Source organism: Nocardia sp. NPDC003345 (assembly GCF_053589395.1).
Genome location: NZ_JBSFRU010000005.1, coordinates 41,165 through 58,249 on the forward strand (window position 1 = coordinate 41,165; position 17,085 = coordinate 58,249).

16 protein-coding genes are annotated in these 17,085 nt (G+C 69.8%); 3 read left to right on the top strand and 13 right to left on the bottom strand.

Going from position 1 to position 17,085, the window contains the following annotated elements; translation table 11 throughout:
- Positions 1–3 precede the first annotated feature (3 nt).
- The 9 genes from ACWDU1_RS01445 to ACWDU1_RS01485 form a co-directional block, all read right to left on the bottom strand.
- Entirely contained in the window at positions 4–1,020 is a 1,017-nt protein-coding gene (locus ACWDU1_RS01445) for an MlaD family protein (protein ID WP_449994860.1), read from the bottom strand.
- Positions 1,017–2,033: an MlaD family protein gene (locus ACWDU1_RS01450; protein WP_449994862.1), complete on the bottom strand. Its 1,017-nt coding sequence runs from the start codon at positions 2,031–2,033 to the stop codon at positions 1,017–1,019. The genes ACWDU1_RS01445 and ACWDU1_RS01450 overlap by 4 nt, the downstream gene beginning before the upstream one ends.
- Positions 2,034–2,037: 4 nt before the next feature.
- Complete coding sequence (locus ACWDU1_RS01455; RefSeq protein ID WP_449994864.1) at positions 2,038–2,919, bottom strand: ABC transporter permease; 882 nt, start codon at positions 2,917–2,919, stop codon at positions 2,038–2,040.
- Positions 2,919–3,749 carry an MlaE family ABC transporter permease gene (locus ACWDU1_RS01460; RefSeq protein ID WP_449994866.1) on the bottom strand — a complete coding sequence of 277 codons (831 nt, stop codon included), beginning with the start codon at positions 3,747–3,749 and terminating at the stop codon, positions 2,919–2,921. The genes ACWDU1_RS01455 and ACWDU1_RS01460 overlap by 1 nt, the downstream gene beginning before the upstream one ends.
- 249 nt (positions 3,750–3,998) lie before the next feature.
- Positions 3,999–6,203, bottom strand: coding sequence for a molybdopterin-dependent oxidoreductase (locus tag ACWDU1_RS01465; protein ID WP_449994868.1), 2,205 nt, complete (start codon positions 6,201–6,203; stop codon positions 3,999–4,001).
- Positions 6,204–6,348: 145 nt separating this feature from the next.
- Complete coding sequence (locus tag ACWDU1_RS01470; protein ID WP_449994870.1) at positions 6,349–7,401, bottom strand: Gfo/Idh/MocA family protein; 1,053 nt, start codon at positions 7,399–7,401, stop codon at positions 6,349–6,351.
- A 30-nt stretch (positions 7,402–7,431) separates the two neighbouring features.
- On the bottom strand, positions 7,432–7,842 hold the full coding sequence (locus ACWDU1_RS01475) for a YjbQ family protein (protein ID WP_449994872.1): 411 nt from the start codon (positions 7,840–7,842) through the stop codon (positions 7,432–7,434).
- Between the two features lie 10 nt (positions 7,843–7,852).
- A complete protein-coding gene (locus ACWDU1_RS01480) occupies positions 7,853–8,722 on the bottom strand; it encodes a Sir2 family NAD-dependent protein deacetylase (RefSeq protein ID WP_449994874.1) in 870 nt (289 codons plus the stop codon).
- 79 nt (positions 8,723–8,801) lie between these two features.
- Positions 8,802–9,032: a hypothetical protein gene (locus ACWDU1_RS01485; protein ID WP_449994876.1), complete on the bottom strand. Its 231-nt coding sequence runs from the start codon at positions 9,030–9,032 to the stop codon at positions 8,802–8,804.
- A 445-nt stretch (positions 9,033–9,477) separates the two neighbouring features.
- Here ACWDU1_RS01485 and ACWDU1_RS01490 point away from each other — a divergent pair, with 445 nt between their 5' ends.
- The 3 genes from ACWDU1_RS01490 (at position 9,478) to ACWDU1_RS01500 (ending at position 12,362) form a co-directional block, all read left to right on the top strand.
- Entirely contained in the window at positions 9,478–10,248 is a 771-nt protein-coding gene (locus tag ACWDU1_RS01490) for an MHYT domain-containing protein (RefSeq protein ID WP_449994878.1), read from the top strand.
- 130 nt (positions 10,249–10,378) lie between these two features.
- Positions 10,379–11,416, top strand: a complete 1,038-nt coding sequence (locus tag ACWDU1_RS01495; RefSeq protein ID WP_449994891.1) for a nucleoside hydrolase — start codon at positions 10,379–10,381, stop codon at positions 11,414–11,416.
- A gap of 40 nt (positions 11,417–11,456) precedes the next feature.
- Entirely contained in the window at positions 11,457–12,362 is a 906-nt protein-coding gene (locus ACWDU1_RS01500; protein ID WP_449994880.1) for an amidohydrolase family protein, read from the top strand.
- Positions 12,363–12,376: 14 nt separating this feature from the next.
- Here the strand turns inward: ACWDU1_RS01500 and ACWDU1_RS01505 are convergent, their stop codons facing one another.
- The 4 genes from ACWDU1_RS01505 to ACWDU1_RS01520 all read right to left on the bottom strand — a co-directional run.
- Positions 12,377–13,963: an FAD-dependent monooxygenase gene (locus ACWDU1_RS01505; protein ID WP_449994882.1), complete on the bottom strand. Its 1,587-nt coding sequence runs from the start codon at positions 13,961–13,963 to the stop codon at positions 12,377–12,379.
- A gap of 1 nt (position 13,964) precedes the next feature.
- A complete protein-coding gene (locus ACWDU1_RS01510; protein ID WP_449994884.1) occupies positions 13,965–14,600 on the bottom strand; it encodes a TetR/AcrR family transcriptional regulator in 636 nt (211 codons plus the stop codon).
- A 58-nt stretch (positions 14,601–14,658) separates the two neighbouring features.
- A complete protein-coding gene (meaB, locus tag ACWDU1_RS01515; RefSeq protein ID WP_449994886.1) occupies positions 14,659–15,651 on the bottom strand; it encodes a methylmalonyl Co-A mutase-associated GTPase MeaB in 993 nt (330 codons plus the stop codon).
- Positions 15,652–15,659: 8 nt separating this feature from the next.
- Positions 15,660–17,085 (bottom strand): methylmalonyl-CoA mutase family protein (locus tag ACWDU1_RS01520; protein WP_449994888.1); only part of this gene is annotated, 1,426 nt, incomplete at its 5' end.

Here is a 17,085-nt window from a genome sequence, read left to right on the forward strand (position 1 = left end):
CCCTCACCTCCCCGTCCGGCAGACGGTCACCGGACGGCCGGCCACCAGGACCTCGGCCTCGACGGGGACGGGCAGCGCGCCCGCCGAGCACTGCCGCGCCGGATCGGTGGACGGGATCAGCGCGTTCAGTGATTCGAGCAGGCCGGGCAGTACCGACAGCGACCGGACGGCCGCGGCGCTGTCCGGTATGGCCTGACGGATCCGTTCGGTGAGGTGATCCTGGCTGTCGACAGCGCCGAGCAGCAACCGCGACAGGGCGTCCGCGGTCCGCACTACCTCCGTCATCTCCACGGAGCCCTTCTCCATCAGGCTCAGGAATTCCGCCATCCGGGTGGCCACCGGCATGAAGATCGAATGGAAGACGCGCAGGATGTTCTCGAGATTGCCCGAGCGGCCGCGTAATTGCCCGGACAGCGTGTGCAGATTGTGCACGATCGCGGACAGCACGGCGGTGCGGTCGGCCGCGTAGCCGGACAGTTCCGCGATATCGGCGAGCAGCGGCGCGATATCGTCGCCGTCCCCCTCGATCACCGCGACCAGATTGCGGGCCAGCCGGTTGTAGACCTCGGGGTCGGCATCGCGCAGTAGTGGCCGCAGACCGTTGAACACCACGGTGATATCGAACGAATCGACCGTGCCGGTCACCGGATCGCCCGGATCGAGGTAGGTTCCGGTATCGGCGCCGCGGACCAGTTCGAGATACCGCTGCCCGGTCAGGTTCTGCATCTTCACCGCGAGCCGGTCGGTATCACGCAGCCGGTAGCGCTCCTGCAGGGTGAACCCGACCTCGGCGCGGAATTGCGCGGTGATCCCGATACCGGTCACCTTGCCGACCTGCACGCCCCGCAGGCGGACATCGGCATCGGTCTGCAACCCGAACACATCGCCGAAATCGGCGCGGTAGGTCAGTGTTTCCCCGTCCACGGGGCGCCGGATGGCCTGGACCACCAGGATCACGATGAGCACGACGACGACCAGCAGTAACAGCAGTCGTACGGCGGCGGCGCGGGGAGTCGTCACGGTGCACCCGCCGGGGCCAGTTGGAGCGGGAAGCGGAACGCGGGCAGGTCCAGCAGGAGTTCGGTATCGAGCACGGTGGCGCCGTCGCGCCGGTGCAGCGCCCCGCCCATCCCGTCGATCAGGCGCTGTACCTGTCCCGGAGTGACCCCCTGGATGCTCCGGTTCATCGGGATCACCAGATCCAGCAGCATATCCACGAATTGGGCGGTGGGACCGAGCGCGCCGACGATTTCGCCCGCGAAGGCGAACACCAGATTCGAGACCTCGGAAATGGTGTCGGAGGCCTGCCTGGTCCGGCCGTCGTCGTCCAGTGCGGTCACCGAGGACAGGGCGTGCAGGATACCCAGACTCGACGGTGCGAACGCCGCGAATCCCTCCGTCATCCCGGCCAGTTTCGGCGTCAGTTGCGCGACCGGCAGATGCGGCGTCTGCTGCCAGACCCGCAGCACGAGCACCGCGGCCGAGACCAGCGCGGTGCCGGCGTCGAGCAGTGCCGCGGAATCGCGTACCGAATCCGACAGCCGGGCGGTCAGTACTTCCGCCACCGCCCGGCCGGAATCGCGTATCACGCCGGTGACGGTGTAGTTGCCCGCCCCGTCGCCGATATCGAGCACCCCGCCGGCGGCGATCGGCGCGCCGGGTGCGGGGACGAATTCCAGTGCGGTGGAGCCGAACACATTGGCCGAGACGAACCGTGCCCGCATACCGGTCGACAGTTCCGGCAGCCGCGGCGCGGCCACGCGGACCGTGAGCCGGTGTCCCCGGGTATCGGTCTGGATCCGGGTGATCTCACCGATCGGCAGGCCGCGCATCCGCACCGGGGTACCCGGCTCCACCCCGTCACCGATCGCGGTGGTCACCAGGGTGAACTCCACCCGGTCCCGGGGCTCGGGCCGCAGCTGGACCCAGCCGGTCACCAGGACGGCCACGGCCACGATCGCCGCCAGGCCGCGCCATCGCAGTCCGGCGCGGCCCGGGCCGCGCGGTGAGAGGGACAGTGCTGCTGTGGTCATCGGCTCACCCCGTGAAACTGATATCCGCGGAGAAGCCCCACATGGCAACGGTGAGGACCATATCGCCGAGTGCGATCAGTACCAGGCTCGCCCGGATGGCCCGGCCCGATGCCACCCCCACGCCCTCGGGCCCGCCGTAGGCGTAGAACCCGAAATAGGCGTGGACGCAGGTGGTCAGCACCACGAAGACCACCACCTTCACCAGTGAGAAGACGAGATCGATCGGGGTGACGAACATCTGGAAGTAGTGGCCGTAGGCGCCGGAACCGGCGCCGTGCACCAGAGTCACCGTCAGGTCGGTGGTGAGGAAACCGAGCGCCAGGCCGATCAGATAGGTCGGGATCACGGTGATCACCGCGGCGAGCAGCCGGGTGGACACCACATAGGGCACGGGGTCGATGGCGCTCGCCTCGAGCGCGTCGATCTCCTCGGAGATCCGCATGGCCCCGATCTCGGCGGTCATCCGGCAGCCCGCCTGGGCGGCGAAACCCACCGCCGCCACCAGGGGCGCCAGTTCACGCGGATTGGCCAGCGCCGACATGGCACCCGCCAGCGGACCCACGCCGAGAGTGTCCAGGGCGCTGAAACCCACCAGTCCCACCATCGCGCCGGCGACCACACCCATGATCACCATCACCGGGGCGACTCCGCCGCCCACCACGACCGAACGCCCGCCACCCCAGGCCAGATCGGTGAAGATCAGCACCACCTGCCGCCGATGGCGCCGCAGCGCGTGCCCCAGGCCCCGGCAGACCAGATAGGTGAACTGCAGCTGATGTCCCAGCGAATCCACCGGCGCCCACGCGCGTCCCGGATACCGGGTCCAGCGCAACCCCGCGGGCCGGTACGGCGTCGGCGCGGTGGTCCGGCCCATCCCCGCCGCCATCAGAGAAACCTCAATGGCACGAACAGCAGCACGATCTGGGTGAGTACCAGATTCACGGCGAGACAGACCAGAATACCCAGTACGACCGCCGCGTTCACGCCGTCCGCGACGCCCTTGGGCCCGCCGTGGACCTCGAGCCCGCGCTGACAGGCGATCACCGCCACCAGGTAGCCGAATACGGCTGCCTTCACCAGGCAGATCACCAGGTCCAGTACCGAGGCGAAACTGCCGAAGGACAACCAGTACGAGCCCGGCGCGACCCCCTGGACGAGCGCTGCCACCAGGAAACTCGCCGCGATACTCATCAGGATCACGATCACCGAGAGCATCGGCGCCACCACGGTCATCGCCACCACCCGTGGTGCGACCAGCCGGCGCAGGGGGTCGATTCCCATGGTGCGCAGGGCATCGATCTCTTCGCGGATGGTGCGCGACCCCAGATCCGAGGCGATCGCCGAGGCGCCCGCACCGCCGACCAGCAGCGCGGCGGCCAGGGGCGCGATCTGCTGCATCACCCCCATCCCGCCGACGGCTCCGGCCATGGACGCGGCGCCGACGTTATCGGTGATACTGCCGACCTGGACCGCGATCACCACTCCCATCGGCAACGAGATCAGAATCGCGGGCAGCAGCGAGACCGAAACGAAGAACCATGCCTGGACGACCGCTTCGCGCAGCGGAAAGCGAAGGCGCGCACTGTCGGCGACTATCGAGACCCCGGCCCGGACGCCGAGCCGCACGACCCGGCCCAGCGTACGAGCGCTCTCCGCGAACCACGCGGACCCGGCCGCCGGCGGCCGCCCCGTCGTGGGAACGCGGACCTGGGCCATCACAACTCCTCGCGCTGCGCTCCGCTTCGCCGGGGAGACACATCGGCGGCATCCGGTATCACTGATAGTGATTCGTGTCTCAGACTATCAACATCGCGGCGCCGATCGGGAAGATTGACCGATATTCGATCGATAGGGCCACTGCCCGAACTCAATCCGGTTGACGCGGCCCCGAACCGGCGGATCAATCGTCCCGGGACCGTGCCCTACCTGTCACCGACGCCGGGCACCGCCGACCGTCCCAGAGTGTCAGGCGGGCGTCAGTGTGACCGGGACACCGTTGAACACCGCGTTCCCGGACGGCACGTCAAGCACCGAATCATCGGTCAGCGCATTGGCGTTGACCCCGGCATGTTCGGACGCGACCTGCTGCGTACTCCCCGCATGCCCCCAGCCGTGCGGCAGGCTCACCACCCCCGGCATGATCGTGTCGGTGGGCTCCAGCGCCACCGTGAGCGCCCCCGCCGCGGATTTCACGATCGCGTGGTCACGCAGGCCCAGCCGGGCGATATCGTCGGGATGGATCTGCAGGGTGCATCGGTTCGTCCCGCTGACCAGACGCGCCACATTGTGCATCCAGCTGTTGTTCGAGCGCAGATGCCGCCGCCCGATGAGCACCAGATCCGGTGCGGCGGTATCCAGTCCGGCGCGCAACCGCTCGGTATCGGAAAGCAACAGCGCCGGGGCGAGTTCCACCTTCCCGGACGCGGTGCGCAGCACCTCGGTCAGCCGTGGCCGCAGCGGACCCAGATCCACTCCGTGCGGATTGTCCAGCAGGGTGCGCAGAGTCAGGTCACCGCCGTTCCACTCTCCGTACGGTCCCAGCCGGAGCATGAGGTCCAGCCGCTGCTCGGTGCTGGTGCGCCCGAGGAGCTCGTGGCGGCGTCCGGCCAGGCCGGCCCGGTTCAGCGTATCGGCCAGCACGAACTCGTCGAACGCGGCCAGCGGATCGAAATCCGCGGTCGGATTGTGCGGTTGCCCGCTCACCGCCGCGCCGAGCCGCACGAAGACCGCCGCCTCCGACGGCCGGTCACCCAGGGGGACCAGCGGGGGCGAATACCGCGCGTAGTTGCGGACCGCGAACTGCAGCAGCGCGAAATCGTAGTGCGGGGACTGCACCGGGCGCGGTGGCGGCAGGATGACATCGGCGTGCCGGGTGGTCTCGTTCAGATAGCGGTCCACGCTGACCATGAAGTCCAGGCCCGCGAACGCCTCGTCCAGCCGGGTGCCGCTGGGCGCGGACAGTACCGGGTTGCCCGCGACCGTGATCAGCGCCCGCACCTGCCCGTCGCCGGGCGTGGTGATCTCGTCCACCAGGGTGGCGACGGGCAGTTCCCCCATGGCCTCGGGCAGGTCCCGCACCCGGCTGCGCCACCGGCCCGGCCGGAACGGTTTGGTGCGCACGATCCCCCGGGCCGCGGCGGTGGCGAACATGACGCCACCCGGCCGGTCGAGATTTCCGGTGAGTACGTTCAGCACATCCACCAGCCACTGGGTGAGAGTGCCGAATTCGGCGGTGCAGGTACCGATCCGGGCATAGACCGCGGCCGTCGGCGCCGCGGCGAGTTCGCGTGCCAGCCGGCGGACCGTCTCGGCGGGCACCCCGGTACGTCCGGCCACGACCTCGGGGGTGAACCGCCGGGCGGCGGACCGGACCTCGTCGAGTCCCTCGACCTCGACTTGCACCGCGGTGAGTTCCTCGTCGAACAACGTATGCACGATGCCGAACAGCAGATAGGCATCCGAACCCGGGCGCACGAACAGATGTTCATCGGCAAGGGCCGCGGTCCGGGTACGGCGCGGATCAACCACCACCAGGCGTCCGCCCCGGGCCCGCAGCGCCCGCAGGCGGCCGGGGAAATCCGGGGCGGTGCAGACCGAACCGTTGGATTCCAGCGGGTTCGCGCCCAGTATCAACAGGTGGTCGGTGCGATCGAGATCGGGCACCGGCACCGCCAGCGGGTCGCCGAACAGCAGCCCGCAGGCCAGCTGTTTGGGCATCTGGTCGGCGGTGCTGGCCGAGTACAGGTTCTTCGTCCCGAGCGCCCGGATCAACGCCGGGGCATACAGGGTACCGGCCACGGTATGGGCGTTCGGGTTGCCCAGATAGAGCGCGGCCGATTGATTACCGTACGCGGAGGTGATCGCCGGGATACGTTCGGCGATCAGATCGAAGGCCTCGTCCCAGCCGGCGGTGCGCCAGGAGCCGGTCGCGCGGTCCCGGATCATGGGTTCGGTGAGCCGGTCGGGATCGTTGTCGAGACTGCCGAAGCTGGCGCCCTTCGGGCAGAGGAACCCGGCACTGAACGGGTCCTGTTTGTCCCCGCGCACCGAGGTCACCCGGTCCTGCGGGTCCAGGGTGAGCTCCAGGCCGCAGACCGCCTCGCACAGCGGGCAGGTTCGCAGCAGATTCCGGGCGGCGAGGGCCCCGGAAGGGGACGTGGAGGTGGTCATGTCTCCATCATGGCCCGCCGCGGCGGGCCGTGCCCGCACTTCGGCGGTATCCGGCCGAGGAAACTGCGGCAATCTGCCCTCAGTTGAGTGATCCGGCCGGTCCGGCCCCGGCGGTGAACGGCGGACCGGCTGCGATCCGGACCGATCAGGGATGGACGATGGTGCCGGAAACGGCCGATTCCCGGGCGGCCTCCAGAATCCGCAGACCGGCGAGGGCATCGTAGGGATCGACCGGCACCGGCGCGCCGTCGAGGATCGCATCCGCCAAGGCGGTGTAGAAGGCCGGATAGTCACCCGGCAGCGTCGGGTGGGCCCTGCCCTCCGGGTCCGCCCCCAGGACCCCGTAGTCACCGGGCACCACCGCGCCCCACGGCTTTCCGTCCCCCGGGCGGCGGCCCGCGCGCAGGTCCGCCTCCTGCGGGTCCAGCCCGTACACTTCGTACCCCGCCTCATCGCCCAGTACCCGGAACCGCGGCCCGAGCCGCGGCGCGACCGCGCTGGCCCACAGATGGGATCGAACCCCGCCGCCGTGCGTGAGGGCGAGGAACATGTCGTCCTCGGTCCGCACGCCGGGGCGCCGGGTATCGAGCTCACAGTAGATCGAGGTCGGCGGGCCGAACAGGCGCAGCGCCTGATCCACCAGATGGCTGCCGAGATCGTAGAGGATACCGGCCGCGTCGGCGGCGGTGCCGGTCTCCCGCCAGCCGGACTTGGGCACCGGACGCCAGCGTTCGAAACGCGATTCGAAACGCCGCACCCGCCCGAGCGCGCCGTCGCCGACGAGCGCGCGCACCGTCCGGAAATCGCCGTCCCAGCGCCGGTTGTGGAATACCGTCAGGATCCGCTTCGCGGTCTCCGCGCACCGGATGAGACCCTCGGCCTCGACGGCGGTGACCGCGAACGGTTTGTCGACCACCACGGCGGTTCCCGCTTCCAGGGCGCGCCGGGCCAGTTCGGCATGGGTGCGGTTCGGTGACGCGACGACCACCACGTCGATCCCCGAGAGATCCGCGAACAGGGCGTCGGCATCGGGTACGACGCGCACTCCCGGATGTTCGCCGCGGGCCTGCCCGGCCCGCTCCGCCGACCCGGTCACCACCGCCGCCACCCGCATTCGCGGCTCGGCGGCCACCAGCGGCGCGTGGAAGACCGAGCCCGCGAGCCCGTACCCGATGATGGCGACTCCGAGACTGCTCATGCTCGCGACGTTACCCGCGATGCCGGGCGCTCAGGCGGAGGCGAGAAAGGACAGCCGCACCTGCCGGTCCGGGTTGTCGACGTTCACATCCACCACGGCGATGGACTGCCATGTTCCCAGCGCCGGCTTTCCGTCGAGGACCGGCACGGTGGCGTACGGGGCGATGAGCGCGGGCAGCACATGGGAGCGGCCGTGGCCGCGCGACCCGTGCGCGTGCCGCCAGCGGTCGTCGGCCGGCAGCAGATCGCGCAGCGCCGCCAAGAGATCGTCGTCGCTGTAGGCGCCCAATTCCAGTACCGCGACTCCGGCCGTCGCGTGCGGGACGAAGATATGCAGGAGTCCGTCGCCGCCGACGGCAGCGGTGAAATCCGCGCATTCGGCAGTGATATCGCGGACCACCTCGGTGTGTCCGGTGTGCACCGCGAGAAGTGTGCTGCGCATGTACCGGAGCCTACGCGCGGCGGTCGCGGCGGCGCCGCGCCAGACCGGACAGTACCGCCGAACAGCTCGCGTCCAGTTTGCGCGCGGCGAATTCGTCGCTGCGGGTGGGACCGCGGTTGACGATGACGACACAGCCGCCGGCCCGGGCGACGCGATGCACGAAGCGGCGCCCCGAGAGGACGGCCAGGCTCGAACCCGCGACCAGGAGCACCTCGGCCTCCGCCACCAGCGCCGCCGCGGCCGCGAGCCGGTCCGGTGGGACGCTCTCGCCGAAGTAGACGATATCCGGCTTCCACATACCGCCGCAGCGACGACAGTCGACCATACGGAAGGAGGTGGTGTCCTCGACCACGGCGTCCGCGTCCGGCGCCACCTCGAGCCCGGTCACCGAGGCCACGGCGAAACCGGGGTTGACCTGTTCCAGCTGTTCGGCGAGGGCCATCCGCGAGATGCGCGCGCCGCAGGACAGGCAGCGCACCTGGGCGTAGCTGCCGTGCAGATCGATCACCCGGCGGCTGCCCGCCTTGGTGTGCAGCAGATCGACGTTCTGGGTGATCACCCCCGCGACCGTGCCGAGCCGCTCCAGCTCGGCCAGCGCCCGGTGTCCGGCGTTGGGGCGGGCGGCGTCCATATGCCGCCAGCCCACATGGTTACGCGCCCAATAGCGTTGCCGGAACACCGGATCGCCGACGAACTGCTGGTAGGTCATCGGGGTACGCGGAGGCGAGTCCGGGCCCCGGTAGTCCGGGATACCGCTGTCGGTGCTGATTCCCGCACCGGTGAGCACGACCGTTCGCCGGTCACCGATCAACTCGGCCAGCTCATCGATCCGGTCGGCGAGCGGGGCGTGAGGGTCTGGTGGGAGGGCCGTTGCGGGCATGACCCGAGGGTACGTCGCGCCCGTGGCCGGGCCGTGTACCGTCCGGGCCCGCCGGTCACGGCCCCGGTGGGGCCACGGATCAGGTCTGCACGCCGGCCAGTTTGCCCGCCTCGGCGTCGAGACCCAGCATCGCCAGCAGGTGGCGGCAGTCGGCGGCGTCGGTGGCGTGTCCGGCCACGATCCGTGCGGCGACGGCGCTGCGGCGCGCGGCCTCGGCACGTTCCGCATTGCGGATCTCGGCGAATTCGGCCGATTCGGCCTCGGGCAGATCGTGTTCGACGGGGGTGCTGCGGCCGGATGTGCCAGGCATGGGTCTCCTTCGAGTTGTCCGAAGCCTACGCCGACGGCGGGCGGCGCACAGTACGAACGGGAAGACCGCGACCGTCCGGCGCCGCGAGCGCGCCGGCCCGGGGCGGCGGCGGAGCAGGGCACGTGGATGTCCTCTTCCGTCCGCTCTGCGGGCGGGGTACGGTCCCGCTGTATTCCAGCGACGCTTTCTTACGCGTCGGGCACCGTGGTGCCGATCGATAGCCGGACCCGTTCGTCGCGTTACCCGGTGGAGCCCTGCCCGCGTTCGCCCCGCCGTAGGTCGATCGCCCGCGGGTGAGTGTCACATCTGCGTCTATGTCAATATCGCGGCCCTTGTTTTTTACGACACATCTCCTCTAAATTCACTTCCTGCAGGTTCGCCATTTTGGAATGCCCGCGTTCCGCAACTGCGGCCCCCGGGGTTCCTCCAGCGAGGAGGTTTACTGGTGGAGATAGACCACTTCAGCTACGGGTGGCTCACCCCGGCGGTGGCCTACGTCATGTCGTTCACCGGATCGTTGCTGGGGCTACGGTGCATGAGCCGGGTACGCAGCGGCTCCCCGTTCGACGGGTGGCTCATCGCCGCCGCGGTCGCCATCGGCGGCACCGGTATCTGGGTCATGCATTTCGTCGCGATGCTCGGTTTCCGTATCAACGGCGCGGCCATCCGGTACGACGTCCCGATCACCCTGATCAGCGCCGTGATCGCCATGGTGGTCGTCTGGCTCGGCCTGTGCCTGGCGCAGCAGCGGTCACTGGGCAACCGCGGCCTGCTGATCGGCGGCGTGGTCACCGGGCTGGGCGTCGGCGCCATGCACTACGCCGGTATGTACGCCATGAAGACCGATGTCGAGATCGGCTACGACTGGCCCACCGTCGCCTTGTCCATGGTGATCGCGGTACTCGCCGCGACCGCCGCGCTCTGGTTCACCCTCAACGTGCGCAGCGCCCTGTCCACCGTCGGCGCCGCACTGGTCATGGGCGTGGCCGTCGCGGGTATGCACTACACGGGTATGTATGCCATGCATATCGGCACCCACCACGCGACACCGCCGACCGGCGCGGGGGCCGCGCAACTGCTCACGCCGCTGATCGTCAGCGTCAGCCTGGTGACTGTCGGCATGCTCTTCCACCTCGGGCTCACCGAGGTCAACGGCGGAGCCGCCCCGCTGAACCGCCGGCCCGCCACCGACACCTATTGGCCCACCCGCGACTGACCGGACACACACGATTCGGCGGCACTCACGCGTCACGTGACGCGTGGGGGCCGTCCGGGAGGACGGGAGACGCGGCGGCATGGCTCGCTGCCCACCTCGATAGGCTCTCGGGGTGCGGCAGCGGATCATCATGGACGTCGATACCGGAGTGGACGATTCCCTGGCCCTGCTCTATCTGCTGGCCAGTCCGGATGCCGATATCGCCGGAATCGCGGCCACCGCGGGCAATGTCCCCGCGGCACAGGTCGCGATCAACAACCTGGCCTGGCTCGAGCTGGTCGGCGCGCCGGAGATCGAGGTCGCGCTGGGCGCCGCCGATCCGCTCGAGATACCGCTACGCACCACCGAGGACACCCACGGTCCGCACGGGGTGGGGTACGCCGAACTCCCCACCCCGACCCGGCGGATCTCCACGCGCCCGGCGGATCGCTTATGGGCCGAACTCGCCCGCCGGTATCCGGGTGAGCTCGTCGGCCTGTGCACCGGACCGCTCACCAATCTCGCTCTCGCGCTGCGCCTGGAACCCGACCTGCCGCGACTGCTGCGGCGGCTCGTGATCATGGGCGGCGCGTTCAACCATCCCGGGAACACCACCCCGACCAACGAGTGGAACGTCCATGTCGACCCGGAGGCCGCGAAGATCGTCTTCGACGCCTTCGCCGCGGCACCACCGGAGCGCCGGCCGCTGGTGTGCGCCCTGGATATCACCGAGACCATCGAAATGCGGCCCTCGCATCTGGCCCGGCTGGCCGAACGCGCCGGCAGCCGGCCCGTCGAGACCGTCTCTCCCGCCGATCCGCCCGGGGCGCGCTCGACGGCGAGCAATCCGGTCGTCCGGCACGTCACCGACGCCGTGCGCTTCTACTTCGATTTTCACCGCGCCTACGACCTCGGCTATCTGGCCCATATGCACGACCCGTTCGCCGCGGCGGTGGCGCTGGACCCCGCTCTCGCGCGTACCCGGCCGGCCACGGTCGATGTCGAACTGACCGGCACCCTCACCCGGGCCACCACGGTGGCAGACTGGGCGGGTATGTGGGGGCGGCCGCCGAACGCCGATATCGTCGTCGGCACCGATCCCGCGCTCTTCTTCGACCGGATGATCGGCCGGATCGGGGACTTCGCGCGGGACCGATTTCCCGCCGGAACCACCACCGAACGGGGGTGAGCCGGTGCCGTCCCCCGCACGTCCCGAGAGGAGTTCTTCGTTGCCCACTACCTCCGCGCTGCCCGAGGTCACTGCCGACGCGGCCTATCTGGCGGAGTTCCGGCAGCGGCTCGGCCTCCCCGGGCTCGTCGACATCCATACGCATTTCATGCCGCACCGGGTATTACGGAAGGTCTGGGCCTATTTCGACGACGTCGGCCCGCTGACCGGGCGCCCCTGGCCGATCACCTATCGCGCCGACGAATCCGTACGGCTGGAGACACTGCGCCGCTTCGGCGTACGCGGATTCACCGCACTGGTCTATCCACACCGGGCCGAGATGGCGGCCTGGCTCAACGAGTGGACAGCGGAGTTCGCCGCCCAGGTGCCCGAATGCCTCCATACCGCGACGTTCTACCCGGAACCCGCGGCGGCCGGTTATGTCCGTGCCGCGCTGGAGCGGGGCGCCCAGGTGTTCAAAGCGCATATCCAGGTCGGCGCCTACGATCCCCGCGATCCGCTGCTGGATCCGGTCTGGGGCATGCTCGCCGAGGCCGGGGTACCGACGGTGATCCACTGCGGTTCGGGTCCGGCGCCGGGGCGCTTCACCGGCCCGGGGCCGGTAGCCGAACTATTGGCACGCCATCCCCGGCTCCCGCTGATCGTGGCCCATATGGGAATGCCCGAATATTCCGAATTCCTCGATCTGGCCGACCGTTTCGCCGGTGTCTCGTTCGATACGACCATGGCGTTCACCGATTTCGCGGAGGCCGATATACCCTTCCCGGTCGCCGATCGCCGACGCCTGGTGGATGCCGGTGACCGGATCATGTTCGGCAGCGATTTCCCGAACATCCCATACCCGTACCGGCATGCCTTCGAAGCCCTGGAACGCCTGGGACTGGGCGAGGACTGGCTGCGCCGCGTGTGCTACCACAATGCCGCCGAGCAGTTCGGGATCGCCTGAAACCGCGGACGGCACTAGGACTCCGGACCCGCGCCTTCGGCCGTCACACGGTCCGGCACCGGGACGGCCCCGGCCCAGCGGGCCAGAGCCTGCCGGCACGCGGCGATTCCGTCCGGGTCCGGGGCGCGGTCGGTGGCCCACGCCACCCGCCCGTCCGGACGCACCAGCAGCGCGGCCGCCGCGGTGTCGCCGGTGCGGGCCCGTACCACGCCGACCCGGCCCGGGAGGCCCCCGAGCGCCTCGGCCCAGGCCCCGCCGGCCCCGAGATCCAGTAACAACGTGCGGCTCTCGCGGATCAGCTCCGCCAGCCGCACCGCGCCGTCGCCGGTGTGCAACATCAGATCGGGCGCGGTGAACCCGGCCAGCGGATGCGGATCGGCGATACCCATGTCGTACCGCACATCGGTTCCGGCGATAAGCGCCGCGACGCGGGCCACCGCGGATGGGTCGGCGAGCAACTCACCGAATACCGCGCGCAGGGCGGTGACATCCGCACCCGGCGCGAGCAGTGCCGACTGGGCGCGAGCGGCCAGTTCCGTCCGGGTCGCCGCCATACGGCGCTCCCGGTCGTAGCTGTCCAGCAACCCGGGCGGGGCCCACCCGTGGATCTGCGCCGCCAGCCGCCAGGCCAGTTCCACCGCGTCGGTCAATCCCACATTCAGGCCCGGCCCACCGCCACCGGTGTAGACATGCGCGGCATCTCCGGCGAGGAAGACCGGACCGTCGCGGAAACGTTCGGCGACCCGGGTGTGCCCGCCGCGCAGCCGGCGCAGCAGGTGCGGACCGGGCCCGCCCGGCGGGCGCAGCGTTATCTCCGCGCCGAGCACCCGCAGGATGCTCGTCCGCATTTCGTCGAGGGTCATCGGGTCGTCGGTGGGTGGCTCATCCCATTCGACAGTGGCGAGCATCGGGGGCCGGCCCGGGAACGGCGCGTAGGTGAAACCGCCCCGTGCGGTGCGCAGCGGCAGGAAGGGCAGGACCGGCCCGAAACCCGGAACGCGCAGGGCGCCCGAATCGGGATCCAGCAGGTCCGCCGGAATCGATGCGTGCACGGTCCGGGCGGTTGTCCGGTCGTAGCCGATTCCCGGGAAATCGATCCCGCGCTGTTTGCGGACGACGCTGTGGGCGCCGTCGGCCCCCACCAGATAGTCCGCGCGCAGCCGGTCCGGTCCCTGCGGGCCGCCGACCGTCACCTCCACTCCGCCGGATACGGTCTCGACGCCGACGATCGAGCAGCCGCGGCGTATGTCGGCACCCGATTCGGCGGCCAGCCCGGCGAGTACGGCGACCATCTCCTGTTGCGGGATCGGCAGGGTGTACACCGGACCGTCGTCGAGCACGCTCAGATCCAAGGGCAACCCGCCGAACATGAAGTAGCGGTCGTTCGGGCGCGGCGGACCCGCGGTTCCGCTGAACCGCTCGTACAGGCCGCGCCTGTCCATCAGCGGCACCACCTGTCCCACCAGGCCGTTGGCCTTGGGCTCGGTCTCGGCATCGGCATCGCGTTCGAGGACGAGCGGGCGGATTCCTGACCGGCCGAGTTCGCAGGCCAGCAGCAGCCCCACCGGACCGGCGCCGGCGATGATCACGTCGTAGCGCATCTCAATTGCCCCCGTCCGGTTCGGGTAGCCCGGCGGCCACCTCGTTCAGGGCGGCGCGCAGCACCGTGCCGATCGACCCGGGCGACCGGACGCCGCGCGCATGCTCGACGGCCACCGCGCAGGCCGCGCCCACCACCGCGGCCACCAGCTTCGGATAGAGATCCCGCTCGGGGTCGGCGCCGATCCGCGCGGCGATCGCGGCGGCCAGGGTGCGCTGCGCGAGGGCGTCGGCCTCCATGACCGCGCCGCGCACCGCCGGCTCGGCCAGAATCTCCCCGATCCGCTCGGCCCACCGGTCCCCATCGGGGCGGTCGGTCTCCGATTCGCTGCGCCCCGGCGCGTATCCCGCCAGCACGGCGGCGGTGATCGCGGTCCACAGCGGTTCCCCGGCCGGCCGGCCGGCCAGCCCGCGACCGATCTCGTGCATCCGATCCAGGTGCCGGGAGGCGACCGCTTCGGCCTTGCTGCCGAAATAGTTGCGGAAGGTGCGATCCGATACTCCGACCGCGGCGGCGATGTCCTCGACGGTCACCGCGTCCCAGCCGCGGTCGACCGACAACTGGATGGTGGCCAGACTCAGCGCCAGGCGGGTCTCCCGTTTCTTGCGCGCACGCAGCCCGGGTTCGGCATCTGTCATACGAACCAGGGTACACATATTTTCCAGATTGGAAATATTTCCAATCTGGAAACTTCAATCAGCCGTCGAACGCGCCCAGGATCTTCTCGGCCGCCAGCGCCGCGGTCAGCGTTCCGTCCCGGACCGCACGTTCCACCTCACCACGCACGGCCTTCACCTCCGGGTTGTCGGCGAGGCGGCGCAGCAACTGGTCGTGCACCATGGTCCAGGTCCAATCCACCTGCTGGCGGCGGCGTTTCTCGGCGAACTCCCCCGCGTCGGTGAGCACCCGGCGGTGATCCAGGACGGTCTCCCAGAACTTCTCCAGCCCGATACCCTCCAGACCACTCATCGTGAGTACCGGTGGCCGCCACAGGGCGTCGTGCGGATGGATGAGGCGCAATGCGCCGGTGAGTTCGCGGGCCGCGCCCTTGGCCTCGATCTCGTGTTTACCGTCGGCCTTGTTCACCGCGACCAGATCGGCGAGCTCCAGGACACCCTTTTTGATCCCCTGCAGCTGGTCGCCGGTGCGGGCCAGGGTCAGGAAGCAGAACACGTCAACCATGTTCGCCACCGTCACCTCGGACTGACCGACGCCGACGGTCTCCACCAGGATCACGTCGTAGCCCGCCGCCTCCAGCAGCACGATGGTCTCGCGGGTCGCCTTGGCCACCCCGCCCAGGGTGCCGGCGGTCGGGGACGGGCGGATGAACGCGTCGTCCTGCACCGACAACCGGGCCATCCGGGTCTTGTCACCCAGGATCGACCCGCCGGTCCGGGTCGAGGACGGATCGACCGCCAGCACCGCGATCCGGTGCCCCTGCCCGATCAGGTGCATGCCCAGCGCATCGATGAAGGTCGATTTGCCGACCCCCGGCACGCCGGTGATCCCGACCCGGTTCGACAGCGCCGCACCGGTTTCCGGCGTCAGCCGCAGGAGCAGTTGCTGGGCCTGTTCGCGATGGTCGGACCGGGTGGACTCGACCAGGGTGATCGCCCGCGCCAAGGCGGCCCGCTCGCCGGAGCGGACCGCCTGCGCGAGCGCGTCGACATCGATCGTGCGCGCACTCATCCCTGGGATTACGCCTCCGATTCGCCCGCGCCGGAGCCGAGTTCGTGGCCGAGCGCGGTACCGAGCTTGCGCAGCAGGTCGATCGCGGCATCCGCGATCACGGTGCCGGGCGGGAAGATCGCCGCGGCGCCGGCCTCGTACAGCTCGTCGAAATCACCGGGCGGGATCACGCCGCCGACGATGACCATGATGTCGGCCCGGCCGACATCTGCCAGCGCCTGCCGCAGGGCGGGCACCAGCGTGAGGTGACCGGCGGCCAGCGAGGACACCCCGACGACGTGCACGTCGTTGTCCGCCGCCTGCCGCGCCACCTCTTCGGGGGTCTGGAACAGCGGGCCCACATCCACATCGAAACCGAGATCGGCGAAGGCCGTGGCGATCACCTTCTGGCCGCGGTCGTGACCGTCCTGGCCCATCTTCGCGACCAGGATGCGGGGACGCCGCCCCTCGGCCTCGGCGAACTCCTCCACCAGATCCCCGGCGGTGGTGATGTTGGTGACCTTGCCGGCCTCGTCGCGATACACACCGGACAGGGTACGGATCTCGGCCTGATGGCGGCCGTAGACCTTCTCCAGGGCGTCGGAGATCTCGCCGACGGTGGCCTTCGCGCGCGCGGCGTCGATGGCCAGGGCGAGCAGGTTGTTCTCCATCCCGCCCGCGTTCGAGGCGGCGGCCCGGCTCAATTCGGCCAGCGTCCGGTCCACCGCGTCCTGGTCGCGGTCGGCCCGCAGCTGCCGCAGTTTCTCGATCTGCTCGGCACGCACCCGCGAGTTCTCGACCTTGAGGACCTCGACCTCGTGATCCTCGACCGCCTGGTACTTGTTGACGCCGATCACCGGCTGCTGGCCGGTATCGATACGGGCCTGGGTACGGGCGGCGGCCTCCTCGATACGCAGCTTGGGAATACCCTCGCCGATGGCCTGCGCCATCCCGCCGTGCGCCTCGACCTCGGCGATATGGGCGCGGGCGCGGTCGGCCAGCTGATGGGTCAGCCATTCGACGTAATACGATCCGCCCCACGGATCGACCGGCCGGGTGGTGTTGGACTCCTGCTGGATCAGCAGCTGGGTGTTACGGGCGATACGGGCGGAGAAGTCGGTCGGCAGTGCGAGCGCTTCGTCCAGAGCGTTGGTGTGCAGCGACTGGGTGTGGCCCTGGGTCGCGGCCATCGCCTCGATGCAGGTGCGCGCCACGTTGTTGTAGGCGTCCTGCGCGGTCAGCGACCAGCCCGAGGTCTGCGAATGGGTCCGCAGCGACAGCGATTTCGGGTTCTTCGGATCGAACTTCGCGACCAGTTCACTCCACAGGAGGCGGCCGGCCCGGAGTTTGGCGACCTCCATGAAGAAGTTCATGCCGATGGCCCAGAAGAACGAGAGCCGCGGTGCGAACTTGTCGATCTCCATACCCGCGTCGATACCGGCCCGCAGGTACTCC